We start from the raw sequence: 19,233 nt of genomic DNA, 5'->3' as shown, positions 1-19,233 counted from the left end.
CCATCCACTTATTTTACCTTTATAACCTAATTAATATTCTATATGAAGAAAACCTTACTAATTGGTCTACTTTTGGCCAGCGCTACACTTACTTATGCACAGGTTAAAAAAGCAACGCCTGAAGCAGCAAAATCTAACATCGAAACTATCTCTGAGCAGGCTGGAACATTTTCTAAAAAAGACTTCGTCGAGATTGGCAAGGCCAAGGAGGTAACAGTAGAGGTAATCAAAATCACTGATCTGTTATCTAACAAAATCGTTTCCGGGATCAAATTAAGTGCGAATTATCACGCGAGTTATGGTTCCGATACTAAGAGCGCTATGCTAGATGCCGATGAAATTGACGCTTTTTTGAAAGTTATTGATTATATAAACAATAAAGTTTTTACGTCAGAAGTCCCTGAAAATAGTGTCGAGTACAATTTTCACTCAAGGGGGGGGTTCTCTGGAGGCGCTTATAACTACAGTAAGAAATGGAAAGGTTATGTGAAACTCGAAAAGTATGATAGCAATTCTTACTTCTTTTTAGATCAAGAAGCCTTCAAGGCACTAGGGGCCTTAGTTTCTGAAGCTAAAACGAAGCTCTAACAAGTCACGTCTAAAACATTAAGTGTGCGCTACTACGCGAACATTTCTGTGTTTATGATTATATAAGACCAATGGTAAAAAGAAAACCCCGAAGCATCGCGCTCGGGGTTTTTCAACCTAAACCTTATCACATAAGTCGCGAATATAGTTATTTCCTACAATCTGAGGTTATCGAAGCCCTCCTGCATTCGCATAACAGATAAATATTTGTACTCATCATCAAGATGAGCATACCGCTCTGTGGTTTTTGAATTGGTGTGACCGAGAATTTCTTGCAAGGCTTTCATATTGCCTACCGTAGTCATAAAAAGATAACCGAAGGTATGACGACCAACGTGACTGGTTAGTCTTTTCTTTATCCCAGCCTTGCTGGCCATTAGCTTCAAGGTTCTGTTATACTCCTGCTCGGTTGGCAGGTCAAAGTATTGGCCTGCTTCATTCTGGATAAACATAGTCGCCATACCCATTATTGGCACTTTTAGCCGCTTACGCTTCTTTTGATTTTTCTTGGGGATGAAGTCAATAAAGTTTTCGTCTATTCGCCAGTCTGCATTCACACGATATACATCAGAGATTCGTAATGAGGTGAAACAGGTGAAAAGAAACGCGCGCAAGACATTTCTGTCCATAGCCTTTAACTCCTCTTCGCGATATACCTTGATTAACAAATTTACCTCCTCACGGTTGAGGTAAGTAGTGCGCCACTGTGGTTGGGGATTTGAAAATGCAATCACCTCCGGATCGACGTGTATCAATGGTTCAGTGGATGCCATTTTCAGATGAGATTTCACATCCCTTATTTTTGACCATATATGACCGGGTTCATAATCCTTACCCTGCAGGTAAATTTTAAACTGCTTCAAAAATTTTACGGTTAACATCTCATAGCGCCAACTTAGATTGAAATCCATCATCAGCATTATTGTGGACCGAACATTTTTATATGTACGGTTTTCAATTTCTTTACTATCATACCGGCGCCGGTTATGTCCCAGCATAAAAGCGATAAAGCTGTCTTTGTTGTCAAATGTATTCAGTTCACGTATGAACTTCTGCATGTCGATAGGCGCACGCCTGATACGGTAACTCCGTAAAATTTCGATATGCTTCGCCTGCTCACTAAGTAGCAAGAGATTGTAATCGTCGACGTCTTTATCGCCGCGCTGGCGAGGCAATAGCAATCCTTTGGCTAAATCAATCTTGTGGACTGGCCATTTAAGTTTTAGCGGAAATTCTTTGTGAGACCTATTTATGACTACCTGAAGGTAGATAGATGCTTCACCGGTTTTAAAGGCAATAGCCCTCTTATTAAACCACAGTTTTGAACTGAAGCTGTACATTTCTGATGTATTATTCATACTCGGAGCAAACTCGGAGCAGAAAGCACAACAGCTATCCGGATAAAGCCATAGAAAACGCCTTATAAAGCGTTTAAAAGCAATAACCGCTACGTTTTACTGTAGCGGTTATTTGCTTTAGTACCCAGAGCCGGGGTCGAACCGGCACGGCCTTGCAGCCACAGGTGTTTGAGACCAGCGCGTCTACCGATTCCGCCATCTGGGCCTGTCCTCACTTCTTTCCTTCAGAAGCGGGATGCAAATGTATTTAAACTCTCTCTAATTCGCAACAAATATTTTTGTCTGTAGTAAATATTTGCGATCGAAATCAACCTTTCTTCTCTCGCCGTATCATTTAATTGCTCATAATCAGCAGTTAAGGCTGCTATCTCATCTTGTAAATTATTTTCAACGGCCAGCACTTCTGCGGTAATATCAGCCAGTTGTTCGGCATCATCTACCTCCATTAAGCGCTCGTTGATATCCATCATCTCCATTAAAAAGTCGGCAGGTAGCTGTGGCTTCGCCCCTTCTGATACCAATTCATGCTGACGTAAAATATACTCCAACCGCTTAGCCGGATCAGATAAAGTTTGAAAGGCTTTATTGTTCAGCGTTGATATTTCCAAAATCTCCTGCTGGCGCTCATCACCTTCATTGGCAAAAAAATCGGGGTGGTATTCCTTACTCAGTGCATAAAACTTCTTTTTCAAAGCTGCCTGATCAAGGTTAAACGACTCTGGTATGCCGTAAAATTCAAAATAGTTTATCATGTAATATGATGGTTTCTTTGTTTACAAATGCAAATATAGTTTTGCGACCGAGCTTCGTATCACACCAATGTTAAGATAAAACCTAGGGGCTTTGTTTTACCTCTGTCATCACCCGGCCATCATTAAACAGGTGCTACCGGCAATTTAAAAAAGTTCTACCTTTGCATGCATAAATACTCCAGCCAATATGTCGCTTTTTGAACAAATGCAAAGCAAGCCCTTTTTTATTTTGGGCCCGTGTGTAATGGAAAATCAGGAATTGTTGTACCAGGTGGCCGAACAGGTGGCCCGCGTTGGTCAGCAATACCAGGTGCCGGTAGTTTTCAAATCCTCTTTCGACAAAGCTAACCGCACCTCCATCCACTCCTACCGCGGACCTGGCTTAGAAAAAGGCTTAGAGATGCTGCAAAAAGTAAAAGAGCGCTTCGACCTGCCGGTAACTACAGATATACACGAGAGCTACCAGGCGGCTATTGCCGGCGAGGTGGTTGATATTTTACAGATACCGGCCTTTTTATGCCGCCAAACCGATTTACTGGTTGCTGCAGCCAAAACAGGTAAAATTGTAAATGTTAAAAAAGCGCAGTTTTTGTCGGGACAGGATATGTTTTATCCTGCACAAAAAGTAATTGAAGCTGGCAACAACCAGGTAATATTAACCGAGCGCGGCAACATGTACGGCTATAATAACTTGGCGGTTGATTTCAGAAACATTCATGATATGAAAGCATTCGGTCATCCGGTTTGTATGGATTGTACGCACTCGGTACAACGCCCCGGCGGAGCTGGCGGCAAAACCGGTGGCGACCGCACCTTCGTTCCCATGATGGCTTTAGCCGCTAAAGCCTTCGGTGCCAATGGCTACTTCATGGAAATCCATCCTGACCCGGACAACGCTTTGAGCGACGGCCCTAACATGGTTAAGCTACAAGATCTGGATAAAGTGATACAACCGCTTATTTAATTCTTCAAATAGTAGCCCGCTGGCATTCTTTGGTTGTTGATGTATAGCAATTTTGCTTAGCTAACAAGTTTCGCAACTATAAGCGTTCAACAATCATTTTAAGGTTACTAACCGGCACCTGATAAAAATGCAAGAAATAGCTAAAAGAGTTTTTAAAGACGAGATAGATTCGTTACAGGAAGTTTGCAATCTTATTGACGAACAGTTTACCCAATGCGTTCAAGCAATATTGCAATGCCGGGGTAAGCTGGTTATATCCGGCGCAGGCAAATCTGGGCTTATCGGTAAAAAAATTGCAGCTACCTTATCCAGTACCGGTACTTCGAGCTTTTTTATGCACCCGGGCGAAGCCTTCCATGGCGACTTAGGCATGATTGGCCCGGGTGATCTGGTTGTACTTATCTCCTACTCAGGCGAAACTGATGAACTTTTAAAAATCATTCCGTTCCTGAAATGGAATAAGAACGTAGTTATAAGCATTACAGGCAATCCGCAGTCAACCATTGCTAAAAACACCGATTATCATTTAAACGTACATATAACCCACGAGGCATGTCCGCTTAAACTGGCACCAACATCGTCTACCACAGCAACCCTGGTAATGGGCGATGCATTGGCTGTTGCCTTGATGGAGGCGCGTGAATTCCAGTCGGAAGACTTTGCCCGTTTTCACCCTGGCGGAAGCCTGGGCCGCAAACTGCTGGTTAAGGTGAAGGATCTGATGCGTACCGATGGCCTGCCCTTTATTAGTGAAGATGCCTCTTTTACGGAGCTATTACTTTGTATGTCCGAAGGTCGGTTAGGTATGGTCATCATCGGCGAACCATCCAACATCAAGGGAATTATTACAGATGGCGACCTGCGCCGGGCACTTATACGCAATCCCGACCCTATATCACTTAAGCCTTTAGACATGATGACTGCGGACCCAATTATTATTGCCGAAGACGAATACATAAGCAATGCGGAACAATTAATGATTGACCGTAAAATTGCCACTATACTGGTTGGTTCTCCGGAACACCGGAGCGTGACGGGCACTTACCAAATATACAATCGCTAAACATACTGGTTGTTAGTTACCTTTAACAAACTTGGGGCAACGATGTTAATGTAACTAAACATCATTGCTATGGCTGCACATAAAAACTTTGACTCAGACGAACAGAAGAGTATTTACCAGGAATTTAAAGAGCTGGTGAACATGACACCTTCGGTACTTGAAAAGTGGCTGAAAACGGACGAGTCAAAGGCAGTTGGTTGGGATAGTGGCGATGGTGAGTCCGTCGGTCATAAATCGGGCAAAAAAATAATCGGCATCCTTAGCAAAAACAAAAGTGATTTACATGATGCCGATTATCAACATATGCAAAAAGTTGTTGGCTATATTAAACGCCACCTGGCTCAAAAGCCGCACGGCGATATTTCAGATACCAACTGGAACTATTCGCTCAAAAACTGGGGACACGACTATTCAAAGAAATAGCCTTCGCCCTATAAAGCTTAATTACAGTACGTAATTAATTGCTGCTACACAGCATATAATAAGCAGTATAACGCCTTGCAGCTTCTGTTCTAAGGTTAAATTCTTTACGCTCATTTTAATTAGGGATTACTATAACAAAAATAGCAGGCCCTAAAAATCGTGCAATACCTCAAATCACTTTTGCAAAATAATTATTGAATGCTCGTTTACACTAATTAATCTGCATTAACCAAATATTTTTATTGTTAAAATAACGTAATCATCACAGTTTTTTAACTCCTTTTTCAAAATTAATTGTTAGCATTTTATTCGATAAAGCTCTGCGAAAGCTGCTTTAAATGCGCATAAATGCCAATTAAGCATTGCCTTTCGGTGAGAGTAGGATTTTTAAAACTATTTATATGAGCATTACATCTGTTAATCCGGCTAATGGCCAAAGCATCAAAAATTATACGACACATACCAGCGCCCAGGTAAGCGAAAAAATAAATCAAACACACCAAGCTTGGCTACAATGGAAACTTACCAGCGCTAACGAAAGGTCGGCATTACTGAACCGCATGGCCGCAATACTACGCGAACGCCAGGATGAACTTGCCGAACTGATGGCACTTGAAATGGGCAAGCCAGTAAACCAGGGCGTAAGCGAGGTGGAAAAATGCGCCGCTGTTTGTGAATACTACGCCGCAAATGCAGCCGGCTTTTTAAAGGAGCAGATAATTGATAGCGATGCGCGGAAAAGTTACGTAACTTTCCTGCCCATTGGTGTTGTGCTGGCCATTATGCCCTGGAACTTTCCTTTTTGGCAGGTATTCCGTTTTTTGGCACCAGCGTTGGCAGCAGGCAATTGCGGCGTACTTAAGCACGCATCTAATGTTCCGGGTTGTGCATTAGCAATTGAAGATATAGTAAAGCAGGCAGGCTTTCCCGATTATGTTTTTCAGACACTTTTAGTTGGCAGTAGCGAGGTAGATGGCATTATTGAAAATCCACTCATCAGGGCGGTTACATTAACAGGTAGTACCCAGGCAGGCCAAAAAGTAGCAGCCAAAGCCGGATCATTAATCAAAAAAACCGTTTTGGAACTAGGTGGCAGTGATGCTTATCTGATTTTGGAAGATGCCGATTTGGAACATGCCTCACGCACCTGTGTAGACAGCCGCTTAATAAACAGTGGCCAAAGCTGCATTGCCGCCAAACGTTTTGTAGTAGTTAAAGAAGTAGCAGAACAGTTCACAGAATTGATGCTGGAAAAGATGCGAGGTAAGCGGATGGGCGACCCGCTCAGCAAAGATACAGAAGTAGGCCCGCAGGCCCGGCCTGATCTACGAGACGGCTTGCACGAGCAGGTACAAAAGTCAATAGATGCCGGTGCGCAATGCCTGTTGGGTGGTAAGATACCCGAAGGTAATCATGCCTTTTATCCGCCTACTCTTCTTACGCAGGTAAAAAAAGGCATGCCTGCGTTTGATGAAGAGTTGTTTGGTCCGGTTGCTTCCATCATCATTGCCAAAGATGAAGCCGAAGCTTTGGCGATTGCCAATGACAGCCAATTTGGTTTAGGAGGTGCTGTGTTTACACAAGATTTAGAACGCGGCGAACGCATTGCGGCAACCCAACTTGAAGCAGGTTCATGCTTCGTAAACTCACTTGTAAAATCAGATCCGCGCCTACCTTTCGGCGGCATCAAGGAGTCGGGCTACGGGCGGGAACTGGGCATGTTTGGCATTCATGAATTTGTAAATATCAAGACAGTCTACATCAAATAACATTTTCTATAGCCGCCTCCTTATCTAAATAGATAAAAGAGGTGACTAACACAAGTAACTGATTAACAATAGAAGTTAACCTATAATTAATACCGAAACCAACATACTAAGTATCTTTTACCTAAGTCTGACTGTACATTTTTTTACAGCCGCAGGCAAAAGCTTATCTTTGCATTACAATGAGTAAGCACGGTAGAATATTAGTAGCCATGAGTGGTGGTGTAGACAGTTCGGTAGCAGCAATTATGTTGCATGAGCAGGGCTATGAAGTAATCGGCCTTACTATGAAAACCTGGGACTATGCCTCATCGGGCGGAAGCTCGAAAGAGACCGGCTGTTGCAGCCTGGATAGCATCAATGATGCACGGGCGTTGGCAGTAGGTTATGGTTTCCCCCACTACATTCTGGACATCCGCAATGAGTTCGGCAATTTTGTGATCGATAACTTTGTTGATGAGTACTTGGCTGGCCGCACGCCTAATCCTTGCGTATTGTGCAACACCCATATCAAGTGGGAGGCGCTGCTAAAACGTGCAGATAAATTGGATTGTGAGTTTATAGCTACCGGCCATTACGCTAACATTCGCTTGCAGGATAATGGTCGTTATGTAGTTTCCAAAGGTAGGGACGAGAACAAAGATCAATCTTATGTACTTTGGGGCGTATCGCAGCAAAACCTTGCACGTACCAAATTCCCTTTAGGCAGCTTTACAAAAGCCGAAATAAGGCAAATGGCGCTTGAAATGGGCCAAGCCGAACTTGCTGGCAAAAGCGAAAGCTATGAGATATGCTTTGTGCCGGATAATGATTACCGCTCTTTCCTGCGCCATAAGGTAGAGGATTTGGACCAGCGTGTTGGTCCGGGTAATTTTGTGCTTACTAATGGCACCGTGGTGGGCAAACACCAAGGCTATCCTTTTTATACTATTGGCCAGCGTAAAGGCTTGGGCATTGCATTGGGGCACCCAATGTTTGTAACCCGTATAGATGCCGCTACCAACACCGTGGTGCTGGGCACTGCCGATGAACTGGAACAAAAAGAGGCTTGGGTACGCAACCTCAACCTGGTTAAATACGAAAACATAAACGAACCTATACAAGCCGTAACCAAAATCCGTTATAAAGATGCGGGTGCTGAAAGTACCATTGTGCAAATGGGCGAACACATGAAAGTAGATTTTGATCACCATGTATCAGGCATTGCACCGGGCCAGTCGGCCGTGTTTTATGAAGGCAGTGATTTGCTGGGCGGTGGCTTCCTGATGTAATCCGGTTATCTGCTACCCCGCTTCCTAGGGTGAACAATTCCTGAATTTTGGTGTTGAAAAGATAAAAAATATAAAGGGTGTGAATTTGTGATTCACATTCTTTGTGTTTTATTTGCAAAAAATTGAGCGTTAATGGCTAAAAATTTACTCATAGTAGAGTCACCGGCGAAAGCCAAAACCATCGAGGGATACTTAGGAAAAGACTTCACGGTAAAGTCAAGTTACGGCCATATCCGCGATTTGGTTAAATCTGAAGATGCTATAGATTTGGCAAATAACTTTGCACAAAAATATGAGGTACCTTCAGATAAGAAACAGATAGTAAGCGAGTTAAAGAAGTTAGCTAAAGAAGCAGAAACCGTATGGCTCGCCTCCGATGAGGACCGGGAGGGTGAAGCGATCTCCTGGCACCTGTTTGATACTTTAGGACTAAAAGAAGATAAAACCAAGCGCATCGTTTTTCATGAGATTACGAAACCGGCTATTATGCGGGCCATCGAAAATCCAAGAAAGATCGATTATAATCTGGTAAACGCACAGCAAGCCCGCCGGGTGCTGGACAGGCTGGTAGGCTTTGAGCTTTCTCCAGTACTCTGGAAAAAAGTAAAACCATCCTTATCTGCCGGCCGTGTGCAATCCGTTGCTGTACGCCTTATTGTGGAGCGCGAGCGTGAAATAAATAAATTCAAGGCCGAAGCTGCTTTTCGTATCGTAGCCATTTTCGGCAAAGGACGTGAAGCTTTCAAAGCGGAACTACCCGAACGCTTTACCAAGCAGGAAGATGCTGAAAAGTTTCTGCAAGACTGCATTGCTGCAGCGTTCACCGTAAGGTCATTAGAAACACGCCCTACCAAACGCTCGCCGGCGGCACCATTTACCACCTCCACCCTGCAGCAGGAAGCCAGCCGTAAGCTTGGTTTCTCGGTATCGCGCACCATGTCGGTTGCGCAGAAGCTGTATGAGTCCGGTAAAATAACCTATATGCGTACCGATAGTGTTAATTTATCTGAAGTTGCTTTACAAGCTGCCGCTCAGGAAATTATGTCGGCTTACGGCGAGCAATATCATCAGCATCGTAAATACAAAACCAAGTCGGCCAATGCACAGGAGGCGCATGAGGCTATTCGTCCAACCTATTTTGACCAGCATACGGTTGATGGTGACAATGCAGAGAGACGTTTGTATGAGCTGATCTGGAAACGCGCCATTGCATCGCAAATGAGTGAAGCCCGGTTTGAAAAAACCACGGCTAAAATAGATATTTCAACCCGCCAGGAAGACTTGGTAGCCAACGGCGAGGTAATGAAATTTGACGGCTTTTTGAAGGTTTACCTCGAATCGAATGATGACGAGGACGAGAATACGCAAGATGGTGACAATGCCATACTGCCGCCTTTAGCCAAAGGGCAGCAGCTTGTATTGCAGGAAATGACCGCCACCGAACGTTACTCCCGCCCCCCTGCCCGTTATACCGAGGCTAGCTTAGTTAAAAAGCTGGAAGAGTTAGGTATCGGCCGCCCGTCTACCTACGCCCCTACTATCTCCACTGTGCAAAACCGTGGATATGTTGTTAAAGAAGATCGGGAAGGCAAAAGCCGCAACTTTCAGGTGCTAACGCTAAAAAGCGGCGAAATCAAGCAAGAGCAAAAGTCTGAAAACACCGGTGCCGAACGGGGTAAGTTATTCCCTACTGATATTGGCGCTGTAGTGAACGACTTTTTAGTTCAGCACTTTGAGGGTATTGTAGACTACCATTTTACCGCTAACGTAGAAAAGGAGTTTGACGAGATAGCACAAGGCATGAAGGAGTGGACGCAAATGATTCGCAGCTTTTACCAGCCATTCCATGAAGGTGTTGAAAGCACCATTCAAACTGCAGACAAAGCTCGTGGCGAACGCGAACTGGGTGCACATCCCGAAACCGGAAAGAAAATATCTGTTAGAATTGGGCGGTTTGGCCCTTTTGTACAAATTGGCGACGCTGAAGGCGAAGAGAAGCCCTTGTATGCCAGTTTACGTGCAGGACAAATGATAGAGACCATTTCACTTGAAGAAGCCTTAGAACTCTTCAAACTGCCTAAAAAAGTAGGTATGTATGAGGATAAGGATATGACGGTTGCCATTGGTAAGTTCGGCCCTTATATTCGCCACAACAGCAGTTTCTATTCCTTACCTAAAGGTGTTGACCCAATGAGTGTGACGGAAGAGCAGTGTGTCGAAATCATTGAGGAGAAGCGCAAAAAAGATGCGGAGAAGTTGATTAAGAGTTTTGACCAAGATCCGGAAGTTAAAATTTTAAACGGACGCTGGGGACCGTATATTGAATTTGGCAAACAGAACGTTAAAATACCTAAAGATGTTGCCGATCCCACAACCCTTACTTACGACCAGTGCAAGGCTTTAGCTGATGCCGCACCGAAAGACACCAAAAAAGGTTTTGGGCGAGGTGCAAAATCGGCACCAGCTGCAAAGGCAGCTAAGCCAGCTGCTAAGAAAGCAACCAAAAAGAAATAACACGATAACGCGCCTGCACATGCAGGCGCTTTTGATTTACGCCATGAAAAAAGATTTGCCTGATAATATTGTTGAAGATATTGCCATCGCCGTTGCCCTCGAGAATGAAACAGTGGAAACCAAGCTGTGGTATGTTTATGTGATAAACTTAAAAGACCACCCTATTGAAAATGTGCTGATCACGTCAAAAGGTTATGGTGAAAAAGAGGGCAAACAGGTTAAAACTTCTACCTTGCGCCATATGATTCCATTGCTTGAAGGTAAAGCATCAGCACTGATTGAGCCTATTGATGAACAAACCTTCGGCCTTAATAATGAATACTGGCTGAGCTACTACATTGGTCGTGATATTTATGATAAGAAGTTCATCTTTTTGCCCGAAAGCATTATTGATTCCAACTTCATTCATATACCGATAGTGAACAAGCCAGGCGTAATGATTCGTTAATCATAATTTATAGCACCGGAGGTTTAATCGGAAAATATCTATAAAAGAAAAGATCCATTGTCTGATAAACAATGGATCTTTTCTTTTATAGAAGAACTACTTATAGTATTTTTATAAACTTATTTTGCCTTAAACAACCCGTATTTCAAAATGCAAAAAATTGCCCGGAAGCCGTCTTTCCAGCCTATTTTTTTGCCTTCTTCATAGGTACGCCCGTAGTAAGATATACCTACTTCATATATTCTTATACGAGGTATGCGCGCCACTTTTTGTGTAACCTCCGGCTCAAAGCCAAAGCGCTTTTCAGTTAGATGTATCCCTTGAATCATCCGGGTATTGAAAAGCTTATAACAGGTTTCCATATCGGTTAAGTTGAGATTGGAAAACATATTGGATGCGAAGGTAAGCCAGCGGTTACCGATAGTATGCCAAAAGAAAAGTATACGGTGAGGGTTGCTGCCCATAAAACGCGATCCATAAACCACATCAGCAAACCCGTCTACAACCGGCTTCAGCAAGTCATTGTACTCCTGTGGATCATATTCTAAGTCAGCATCCTGAATAATGAGATACTCGCCGGTTGCTTTCGAAATGCCGGTATGTAGTGCAGCACCTTTACCTTTGTTTACCTCGTGCTTATAATACTGAAGATTTATATCCGGATTGGCCAACTGATAGCGGGTAACCGCCTCTTCTGTATCATCTTTTGAGCAGTCGTTTACAATAATGATCTCTTTTTGAATATCATTAATCAGATTCACTGCCTTTACTTTGTCTAAAATCAGGTGGATGGTTCTTCCCTCATTATAAGCCGGGATAACAACGGATAGCTTAGTAATAATCATTTAAACAACAGGTATCTTACTTAATAATTTGCGAAGGTAACGTTTATTGTAAATTATCACTAGCTACCTTCAACAAAACCACACCCTTCTATAACGCTTATAAAGCCATTTGCTTATAACAAGCAGTGTATTGGGGTAAAAAAAGCATACTAATAGTCTTAATTACGTTGTAGCGCTACGTTGCATGAGGTAAAATTTGTTACTTTGCAGATTAATATACTTAAACAGGCTAATGCTGGAGACCCTTGATTTACATAACGTAATGGTGATTGATATAGAAACTGTACCACAGTACAGCAGCTACGATCAGTTGCCCGGGCATATGCAAAAGCTATGGGCCGACAAAACCAAACGCCAGCGCGGGGTTGATGAAACGCCCGAAGAGTTTTATAAGTGCGCAGGCATCCTGGCTGAGTTTGGTAAAATTATCTGTATATCGGCCGGTATATTTACTAATGGTAAAGGTTTCAGAGTAAAATCATTCGCATCTCATGATGAGGCCGCTTTGCTTGGCAAGTTTGCCGACCTGTTGAACGGCATGTCCGAGAAATTGATATTATGCGGCCATAATGCTAAAGAGTTCGATTTTCCGTACATCTGCCGCCGCATGCTCATCAACCGCATTAAGCTGCCTAAACAACTGGATATTTCCTGTAAAAAGCCCTGGGAAATTTGCCATCTGGATACCATGGAAATGTGGAAATTCGGTGATTTTAAAAACTTCACCTCACTTAACCTGCTAGCTGCCATATTTGGCATCCCTACCCCTAAGGATGATATTGACGGCAGCATGGTAGCCGATGTTTACTGGATAGATAACGAGCTGGACCGTATTTGCACTTACTGCCAAAAAGATGTGGTTACAACAGCACAGCTACTTAAACGCTTCAGGGGGGATGACCTGATTGCCGACGGAGATATTGCCATCGTAAGCGAATAAACTGCGAACATATCTCCGTTGGAACTTCACTTCACAAAAGCTGACAACTTTATAATATTTAAAATAATATTGACTTTTAGTTGTTATGCCATTACACCATCGCTGATATCCCAGCCTGATTTACACGGGTTGTGTATATTAGCATAATCACGATTACTTTATGTCTAAAAAGAACAACACGCCACCTTCAATAAAACATGTACTTACACAACTTGTACTCAATGTTTTTGAAAAAAATGGCAAGGAAATATTAAATTATAAGCAGGTTTCAGGAAGGCTGAATATAGATGATACTGAATCGCGCAGAACCATACTGGAAATTCTGAAGGAAGAAGCCCAGAAGGAAACGCTGAAAGAAGTAGCGCCTGGCAAATTCCAGTTATTGGAACTGAAAACATTTGTTGAGGGCCGCGTGGATATGACCACTGATGGCTCTGCATTTATCGTAACCGACGATGAGTTTGAGAACGACATTTATGTAGCGCCGCGAAAACTGCGCACAGCCCTGCACGGCGACCGTGTAAGGATTTACGTTTACGCCAAGAGCAAAGGCAAGCGCAAAGAGGGCGAGGTGATAGAAATATTACAACGGGCCAAAATGGAGTTTACCGGTATTGTGAAACTTTCTGAACGTTTTGCATTCCTGGTACCCGACGACCGCAAGATGTTGCAGGATATTTTTATTCCGCTAAGTGACCTGAATGATGCCAAGAATGGCATGAAAGCCGTTGCCGAAATCACTGAATGGCCGGCCGGGGCGAAAAACCCTGTAGGTCGTATCAAGAGCGTGTTAGGTGTACAGGGCGAGAACAACACCGAAATGAACGCCATCCTGGCCGAGTATGGCTTCCCGCTATCCTTCCCGGATGAGGTGGAACGCGAATCGGAAGAAATACCAGAGGAAATTACTCAGGAGGAAATTGCCAAACGCCGGGATTTCAGAGAGGTGCTTACCTTTACCATTGACCCGGTTGATGCCAAAGACTTTGATGATGCTATATCTTTCAAATCATTGGAAGATGGCAACTATGAAATTGGTGTGCACATTGCTGATGTGGCTCATTACATCATTCCGGATTCGGCCTTGGATAAAGAAGCTTACGAGCGCGGCACCTCCGTTTACCTGGTTGACCGTGTAATACCGATGCTGCCAGAGCGATTGTCGAACGGGTTGTGTTCTCTACGCCCGCATGAGGACAAATTGTGCTTCTCCGCCGTATTTGAAATGGATGCCGAAGGCCGGGTACTGAGCGAATGGTTTGGTAAAACCATCATCCACTCCGATCGCCGCTTTGCCTATGAAGATGTGCAGCAGATCATTGAAACCGGCGAAGGTGATTACGCACAGGAAATTAAGCAGCTAAATGAAATAGCCTATAAGCTGCGGGAGCAGAAGTTTAAACATGGCGCTATCAGCTTTGAAACCACCGAGGTTAAATTTAAGCTGGACGAACAGGGCAAACCTGTTGGTGTATACGTAAAAGAACGTAAAGATGCACATAAACTGATTGAAGATTTTATGCTGCTGGCCAACCGAAAAGTGGCTGAATTTGTAAGCAAAAAAGGCAAGGGTAAAAAGAAATACACCTTTGTATACCGGGCGCACGATGCACCTAACCCCGAAACGCTAGGCAATTTCGCGCAGTTTGCCGCTCGCTTCGGCTATCGCATCAACATGAAATCGGACAGAGAGATTGCGAAATCACTGAACCACCTGATGCACGATGTGGAAGGCAAAAAGGAGCAGAACGTTTTAACACAGCTGGCTATACGTTCTATGGCTAAAGCTATTTATACAACCAAAAGCAGCAGCCACTATGGCCTGGCATTTGATCATTATACGCACTTCACCTCCCCTATACGCCGGTACCCGGATGTGATGGTACACCGCTTATTGCTGCATTACCTGGAAGGCGGTCAATCGGCCAATGCAGACCACTATGAGGTACTGTGCAAGCACAGTTCGGAAATGGAGAAAAAAGCGGCAGATGCCGAACGTGCTTCGGTTAAATACAAACAGGCTGAATATCTGCAGGATAATATCGGCTCCGTATATAACGGCGTTATATCAGGCGTGACCGAATGGGGTATGTATGTTCAGATCATTGAAAATAACTGTGAAGGTATGATACGCCTGCGTGATATATCAGACGACTTTTATACCTTAGACGAGAAAAACTATGCCATTATAGGCCAACGCAAAAAGAAGGCTTACCAGTTGGGTGATGAAGTCCAAATCAAAGTAAAAAACGTAGATCTGGTTAAAAAACAGATTGACTTTTCGCTGATACTGGACTAACCTTCTGCAGCGCACGCGCTAATATTTATGAATACACTGAAAGACTTGCAGCTACTGATCGAGAAAGGCGTAACTGACCTCTCGTTTCCTTTACGTCCCATCGAACTTTACGAGCCGATAACTTATATACTGGCATTAGGCGGTAAGCGCCTGCGCCCCGCACTGCTGCTGATGGCCTGCGACATGTTTGGCGGTGACGCCAGAGCCGCAGTGCCACCGGCATTGGCCATTGAGGTGTTCCACAACTTTACACTGGTACACGACGATATTATGGACAACGCCCCACTGCGCCGTGGCAAAGCTACCGTGCACGAAAAGTGGAATCCAAACGTGGCCATACTTTCGGGCGATGTAATGCTGGTAGAAGCTTACAAGCTGATTATGCAGGTTGATGACCGCATATTACGTTCTGTGCTCGAAATTTTTAACAATACAGCTGTAGGCGTTTGCGAAGGCCAGCAGTATGACATGAATTTTGAACAGCAACAACGGGTTGAAATTGCCGATTACTTGGAGATGATACGCCTGAAAACTGCAGTGTTATTAGGTGGAGCGCTTAAAATTGGGGCATTAATAGGCGGTGCCAGTAATCAAGATGCTGACCTGCTTTGCCAGTTTGGCGAACAGCTGGGTATCGCTTTTCAACTGCAGGATGATATTTTGGATGTATACGGCGACCCCGATAAATTTGGTAAACAGGTAGGTGGCGACATCATATCCAACAAAAAAACTTTTTTATTGATCAAGGCGCTTGAACTTGCGGCAGACGAACAAGCTGCTGAACTACAACGCTGGCTTGATGCTACATCATTTGACCCTGCAGAGAAAGTTGCTGCCGTTACAGCCATCTATGACCGTTTAGAAGTACGCAAACATGCCGAACGTGCTATGCACACCTACACAAAACAAGCGTTTGAAGCCTTGGCACAGGTTAGCCTAACAGACGACCGAAAACAATATCTTCGCGATTTTGCTGATGGATTAATGGTGCGGGAAAAGTAATAGATCTTGAAAGGTAAAAAGGGTATTATCAATGGACAATACCCTTTTTACCTTTATTAGTTACTATAAAGCCAAACAAAAAGGCCCGAATCAAATGATTCGGGCCTTTTTGTTATATATCTTAAAAAAGATTACTCAGCTACAACTTCGTCGCTTTCTGAAGCAGTTTCAGCTTGAGGTGCTTTTTTAGCTTTACCGTTAGTTGGTGCAGCAACTGCAGCAGCTTCGGTGTTTACGTTTACTACCGGTTTGGTTTCAGCAGCAACTTCAGCAGTTTCGAAAGGTAATACTGATACGTATGAACGGTTATCAGCTTTCTTTTTAAATACTACCTGACCATCGATCAAAGCAAATAAAGTATGATCACGGCCAATACCTACGTTTTGACCTGGGTTGTGTCTGGTACCACGCTGACGAACGATGATATTACCAGCAATAGCAGGCTGACCACCGAAAATTTTGATACCTAAACGTTTACTATGCGATTCGCGGCCGTTTTTGGAACTACCCGCTCCTTTTTTATGTGCCATGTTTTTTATTGTTATGAAGCTGCAAAAACAGCCTCGGCGTTAAACCTTAAATTATAATGTGATACCAGTAATTGCTATCTTGGTGAATTGCTGACGGTGACCGTTTTTCTTTTTGTAACCTTTTCTTCTTTTCTTTTTGAAAACAAGAACTTTTTCACCTTTAACATGAGACACGATTGTGGCCGATACTTTGGCACCTTGCAGTGCACTGCCTAAGGTGAATTTACCTTCGTTTTCAGCTAACAATACTTTGTCAAATTCAATACTAGCGCCCTCATCTCCTTGTAGGCGGTGTACAAAGAGCTGCTGGTCTTTAGCAACTTTAAATTGCTGTCCGGCTATATCTACTATTGCGTACATTGTTTATTATTTAATTGTTTAAAAATTCGAGGTGCAAATATAGAAAGAGTTATTTATAAAAACAACGGGCTGCCTCAATATTTTATGAAGCAGCCCGTTGTTTTTTATAAATTTTAAAGGCTATGCTATTGCGATCTTTTAGTACGCAGCTCAGCCTGATTCAACACTTTTTGTATTTCTTTAATCAGGCGCTCGTTGGCATCTTTCAATGAACGGTCGCCATCATAAGCGGCATCAAACAGTACCTTTTTGGTTTTATTCTTGTAAACATATTCCATCATAAAGTGCGGTGTTTTTTGGCCGCTTTCTTTTAACGATGTATTTTCTTCAACCGCCGGAAAATTCCAAAAACCCAAGTCGGCGGCTTTACGGTGCAGGTAAAGCAGCTCATCTTTGTTAAGTTTTACATTGGTAACTTTTAATTCGTTACGCTTGGTTACAAACTGGTAAGCACCGGTTTTAGAATTATACTTATTGATCAGGCTATCGCCCTCACCATACTCAAAACGGATATACTGTAAGTCGGAAAAGCGGTATGGTGCATTTTTAATCATTACGCCATAGTAGTACACACAATACAATAAGAGTGGCACCACTACACTGGCAATCAGGAACATCTTTTTAGTTTTATCAGACATGAAGTTTGATTGAATAGGATTTAAGCTGCAAATATAAAATTGTAAAACGAGCCTTGAGAGCCGCAAGCACGATTAATTGTCAACCCGAAGTAATTAGCTGTCCAGCTCCCCTTCCCATTTACTTACTACAGCTGTAGCCATTGCGTTACCTAATACGTTGGTTGCAGAGCGGCCCATGTCCAGTAGCGGGTCAATGCCGATAAGCAGAGCCAAACCAGCCTCCGGTATATTGAACATGGCAATGGTACCGGCAATAACCACTAACGATGCACGCGGCACACCGGCTACACCTTTACTGGTAAGCATAAGCACCAGCAACATAGAAATTTGTTGTTGAAATGATAAATGCACACCGTATGACTGCGCCAGGAACAACGAGGCAAAGGTCATGTACATCATAGAACCATCCAGGTTAAACGAATAGCCCAACGGCAATACAAAACTTACAATTTTATTGTTGCAGCCAAAACGTTCCAACTCCATTAATATGCGTGGATAGGCGGCCTCGCTGGTTGAGGTACTGAACGCAATGAGCATGGCATCTTTAATACGGCTTATCAGCGTAAATGCCCGGCGGCCCAATACGGTAAAAGCCGCAAACAAGATAACCAGCCACAACACTACCAATGAGAAATAGAACTCGCCAATGAATACGGCATAGGTCGACAAAATACCTAATCCCTGCTTGGCAACCACTGCAGTAATGGCGCCAAATACAGCAAGCGGTGCCAGCTGCATTACATAGCCTGTAATTTTTAATATTACATGCGCTATAGCATCCATAGCCTTGATTACAATTTCGCCCTTTTCGCCAATGGCAGCTGTGGCTACGCCAAAAAACATGGCAAATACCACGATCTGCAATATCTCGTTGTTAGCCATTGATTCAATAAAGCTCTTCGGTACAACATGGCTTATAAAATCGCGAAGAGATAAAGCTGTTTTTTGGATACCAGTACTTAAATGACTATCAGGCAACGGGATATGCATATTTTCACCCGGCTTAAAGAAATTGACCAGCACCATACCCAACAGCAAGGAAACGAGTGTTGCACTTAAAAACCACAACATCGTTTTACCGCCAATACGGCCAACCGCTTTGATATCGCCTACTTTGGCCACACCTACCACCAGCGTGGTAAATACCAGCGGAGCTACAATCATTTTAATGAGCCGTAAAAAAATATCACTCAGCACACTAAACCCAACCAGTTTATCTTCCCGAATGGTATCACTTTCTTTACGCGATTTGGATAATGTATTGCGTTCTGTTTTTAACGACTGATAAGAAACTGATGTAGTGTCCTGTATCTTTACCAATTGATTATCGATAGTTTTGATGCGGGCATCGGCAGTGGCTATGGTATTATTGTAAACATTAATAACCTGTTGGTTGTAGATATAGCCGGCCACAACACCTAAAATCAGCGCAATAAATATATAAAGCGTAAGTTTGTTTTTCTTCATGTAAC

General features: G+C 43.4%; 18 protein-coding genes and 1 tRNA gene. 11 read left to right on the top strand and 8 right to left on the bottom strand.

Translation table 11 applies throughout. The features are described 5' to 3' along the window. Window positions 1-42 precede the first annotated feature (42 nt). Window positions 43-588, top strand: coding sequence for a hypothetical protein (locus KHS38_RS11690; RefSeq protein ID WP_213488726.1), 546 nt, complete (start codon window positions 43-45; stop codon window positions 586-588). Window positions 589-743: 155 nt separating this feature from the next. On the opposite strand, the gene KHS38_RS11685 is transcribed toward KHS38_RS11690, so the two are convergent. The 3 genes from KHS38_RS11685 to hscB all read right to left on the bottom strand — a co-directional run bounded on the left by KHS38_RS11685 (window position 744) and on the right by hscB (window position 2,698). Continuing rightward, window positions 744-1,928, bottom strand: coding sequence for a site-specific integrase (locus KHS38_RS11685; RefSeq protein ID WP_249665408.1), 1,185 nt, complete (start codon window positions 1,926-1,928; stop codon window positions 744-746). Window positions 1,929-2,067: 139 nt separating this feature from the next. After that, window positions 2,068-2,151, bottom strand: a tRNA-Leu gene (locus tag KHS38_RS11680). A gap of 19 nt (window positions 2,152-2,170) precedes the next feature. Further along, window positions 2,171-2,698 carry a Fe-S protein assembly co-chaperone HscB gene (hscB, locus tag KHS38_RS11675; RefSeq protein ID WP_213488724.1) on the bottom strand — a complete coding sequence of 176 codons (528 nt, stop codon included), beginning with the start codon at window positions 2,696-2,698 and terminating at the stop codon, window positions 2,171-2,173. A gap of 187 nt (window positions 2,699-2,885) precedes the next feature. Between hscB and kdsA the strand changes: the two genes are divergently transcribed. The 7 genes from kdsA (at window position 2,886) to KHS38_RS11640 (ending at window position 11,147) form a co-directional block, all read left to right on the top strand. Next, window positions 2,886-3,662 carry a 3-deoxy-8-phosphooctulonate synthase gene (gene kdsA / locus KHS38_RS11670; RefSeq protein ID WP_213488723.1) on the top strand — a complete coding sequence of 259 codons (777 nt, stop codon included), beginning with the start codon at window positions 2,886-2,888 and terminating at the stop codon, window positions 3,660-3,662. 127 nt (window positions 3,663-3,789) lie between these two features. Continuing rightward, entirely contained in the window at window positions 3,790-4,725 is a 936-nt protein-coding gene (locus KHS38_RS11665; RefSeq protein ID WP_213488722.1) for a KpsF/GutQ family sugar-phosphate isomerase, read from the top strand. 69 nt (window positions 4,726-4,794) lie between these two features. After that, on the top strand, window positions 4,795-5,148 hold the full coding sequence (locus KHS38_RS11660) for a DUF3140 domain-containing protein (RefSeq protein WP_213488721.1): 354 nt from the start codon (window positions 4,795-4,797) through the stop codon (window positions 5,146-5,148). Between the two features lie 401 nt (window positions 5,149-5,549). Continuing rightward, a complete protein-coding gene (locus tag KHS38_RS11655; RefSeq protein WP_213488720.1) occupies window positions 5,550-6,917 on the top strand; it encodes an NAD-dependent succinate-semialdehyde dehydrogenase in 1,368 nt (455 codons plus the stop codon). 179 nt (window positions 6,918-7,096) lie between these two features. Beyond that, window positions 7,097-8,185: a tRNA 2-thiouridine(34) synthase MnmA gene (gene mnmA, locus KHS38_RS11650; RefSeq protein ID WP_213488719.1), complete on the top strand. Its 1,089-nt coding sequence runs from the start codon at window positions 7,097-7,099 to the stop codon at window positions 8,183-8,185. Between the two features lie 132 nt (window positions 8,186-8,317). Further along, on the top strand, window positions 8,318-10,699 hold the full coding sequence (gene topA / locus KHS38_RS11645; protein ID WP_213488718.1) for a type I DNA topoisomerase: 2,382 nt from the start codon (window positions 8,318-8,320) through the stop codon (window positions 10,697-10,699). Window positions 10,700-10,742: 43 nt separating this feature from the next. Continuing rightward, window positions 10,743-11,147 (top strand): hypothetical protein, encoded by a 405-nt coding sequence (locus tag KHS38_RS11640; RefSeq protein WP_213488717.1) that lies wholly within the window; start codon window positions 10,743-10,745, stop codon window positions 11,145-11,147. A gap of 119 nt (window positions 11,148-11,266) precedes the next feature. On the opposite strand, the gene KHS38_RS11635 is transcribed toward KHS38_RS11640, so the two are convergent. After that, complete coding sequence (locus tag KHS38_RS11635) at window positions 11,267-11,992, bottom strand: glycosyltransferase family 2 protein (protein WP_249665377.1); 726 nt, start codon at window positions 11,990-11,992, stop codon at window positions 11,267-11,269. Between the two features lie 232 nt (window positions 11,993-12,224). Between KHS38_RS11635 and KHS38_RS11630 the strand changes: the two genes are divergently transcribed. The 3 genes from KHS38_RS11630 to KHS38_RS11620 all read left to right on the top strand — a co-directional run bounded on the left by KHS38_RS11630 (window position 12,225) and on the right by KHS38_RS11620 (window position 16,233). Beyond that, entirely contained in the window at window positions 12,225-12,932 is a 708-nt protein-coding gene (locus KHS38_RS11630; protein ID WP_213488716.1) for a 3'-5' exonuclease, read from the top strand. A gap of 160 nt (window positions 12,933-13,092) precedes the next feature. Continuing rightward, window positions 13,093-15,231, top strand: a complete 2,139-nt coding sequence (gene rnr / locus KHS38_RS11625) for a ribonuclease R (protein WP_213488715.1) — start codon at window positions 13,093-13,095, stop codon at window positions 15,229-15,231. A 27-nt stretch (window positions 15,232-15,258) separates the two neighbouring features. Further along, complete coding sequence (locus KHS38_RS11620) at window positions 15,259-16,233, top strand: polyprenyl synthetase family protein (RefSeq protein WP_213488714.1); 975 nt, start codon at window positions 15,259-15,261, stop codon at window positions 16,231-16,233. 131 nt (window positions 16,234-16,364) lie between these two features. Here the strand turns inward: KHS38_RS11620 and rpmA are convergent, their stop codons facing one another. From rpmA to KHS38_RS11600, 4 genes are all read right to left on the bottom strand, one after another. Then, on the bottom strand, window positions 16,365-16,763 hold the full coding sequence (rpmA, locus tag KHS38_RS11615) for a 50S ribosomal protein L27 (protein ID WP_213488713.1): 399 nt from the start codon (window positions 16,761-16,763) through the stop codon (window positions 16,365-16,367). A gap of 51 nt (window positions 16,764-16,814) precedes the next feature. Beyond that, window positions 16,815-17,123, bottom strand: a complete 309-nt coding sequence (rplU, locus tag KHS38_RS11610) for a 50S ribosomal protein L21 (protein WP_213488712.1) — start codon at window positions 17,121-17,123, stop codon at window positions 16,815-16,817. Between the two features lie 125 nt (window positions 17,124-17,248). Next, entirely contained in the window at window positions 17,249-17,761 is a 513-nt protein-coding gene (locus KHS38_RS11605) for a hypothetical protein (RefSeq protein WP_213488711.1), read from the bottom strand. A gap of 93 nt (window positions 17,762-17,854) precedes the next feature. Then, complete coding sequence (locus KHS38_RS11600) at window positions 17,855-19,228, bottom strand: dicarboxylate/amino acid:cation symporter (RefSeq protein ID WP_213488710.1); 1,374 nt, start codon at window positions 19,226-19,228, stop codon at window positions 17,855-17,857. Between the last annotated feature and the right edge of the window lie 5 nt (window positions 19,229-19,233).

Source organism: Mucilaginibacter sp. Bleaf8, assembly GCF_018390515.1.
Lineage (GTDB): Bacteria > Bacteroidota > Bacteroidia > Sphingobacteriales > Sphingobacteriaceae > Mucilaginibacter.
This window is presented reverse-complemented; position numbering and strand designations above follow the sequence as displayed.

Coding starts and splice junctions, on each gene's coding strand:
- rplU (WP_213488712.1), bottom strand. CDS start 17,123: ATGTACGCAATAGTAGATATAGCCGGACAGCAATTTAAAGTTGCTAAA.
- KHS38_RS11605 (WP_213488711.1), bottom strand. CDS start 17,761: ATGTCTGATAAAACTAAAAAGATGTTCCTGATTGCCAGTGTAGTGGTG.
- mnmA (WP_213488719.1), top strand. CDS start 7,097: ATGAGTAAGCACGGTAGAATATTAGTAGCCATGAGTGGTGGTGTAGAC.
- topA (WP_213488718.1), top strand. CDS start 8,318: ATGGCTAAAAATTTACTCATAGTAGAGTCACCGGCGAAAGCCAAAACC.
- hscB (WP_213488724.1), bottom strand. CDS start 2,698: ATGATAAACTATTTTGAATTTTACGGCATACCAGAGTCGTTTAACCTT.
- rnr (WP_213488715.1), top strand. CDS start 13,093: ATGTCTAAAAAGAACAACACGCCACCTTCAATAAAACATGTACTTACA.
- rpmA (WP_213488713.1), bottom strand. CDS start 16,763: ATGGCACATAAAAAAGGAGCGGGTAGTTCCAAAAACGGCCGCGAATCG.
- KHS38_RS11600 (WP_213488710.1), bottom strand. CDS start 19,228: ATGAAGAAAAACAAACTTACGCTTTATATATTTATTGCGCTGATTTTA.
- KHS38_RS11665 (WP_213488722.1), top strand. CDS start 3,790: ATGCAAGAAATAGCTAAAAGAGTTTTTAAAGACGAGATAGATTCGTTA.
- KHS38_RS11690 (WP_213488726.1), top strand. CDS start 43: ATGAAGAAAACCTTACTAATTGGTCTACTTTTGGCCAGCGCTACACTT.
- KHS38_RS11635 (WP_249665377.1), bottom strand. CDS start 11,992: ATGATTATTACTAAGCTATCCGTTGTTATCCCGGCTTATAATGAGGGA.
- KHS38_RS11685 (WP_249665408.1), bottom strand. CDS start 1,928: ATGTACAGCTTCAGTTCAAAACTGTGGTTTAATAAGAGGGCTATTGCC.
- KHS38_RS11660 (WP_213488721.1), top strand. CDS start 4,795: ATGGCTGCACATAAAAACTTTGACTCAGACGAACAGAAGAGTATTTAC.
- KHS38_RS11620 (WP_213488714.1), top strand. CDS start 15,259: ATGAATACACTGAAAGACTTGCAGCTACTGATCGAGAAAGGCGTAACT.
- kdsA (WP_213488723.1), top strand. CDS start 2,886: ATGTCGCTTTTTGAACAAATGCAAAGCAAGCCCTTTTTTATTTTGGGC.
- KHS38_RS11630 (WP_213488716.1), top strand. CDS start 12,225: ATGCTGGAGACCCTTGATTTACATAACGTAATGGTGATTGATATAGAA.
- KHS38_RS11640 (WP_213488717.1), top strand. CDS start 10,743: ATGAAAAAAGATTTGCCTGATAATATTGTTGAAGATATTGCCATCGCC.
- KHS38_RS11655 (WP_213488720.1), top strand. CDS start 5,550: ATGAGCATTACATCTGTTAATCCGGCTAATGGCCAAAGCATCAAAAAT.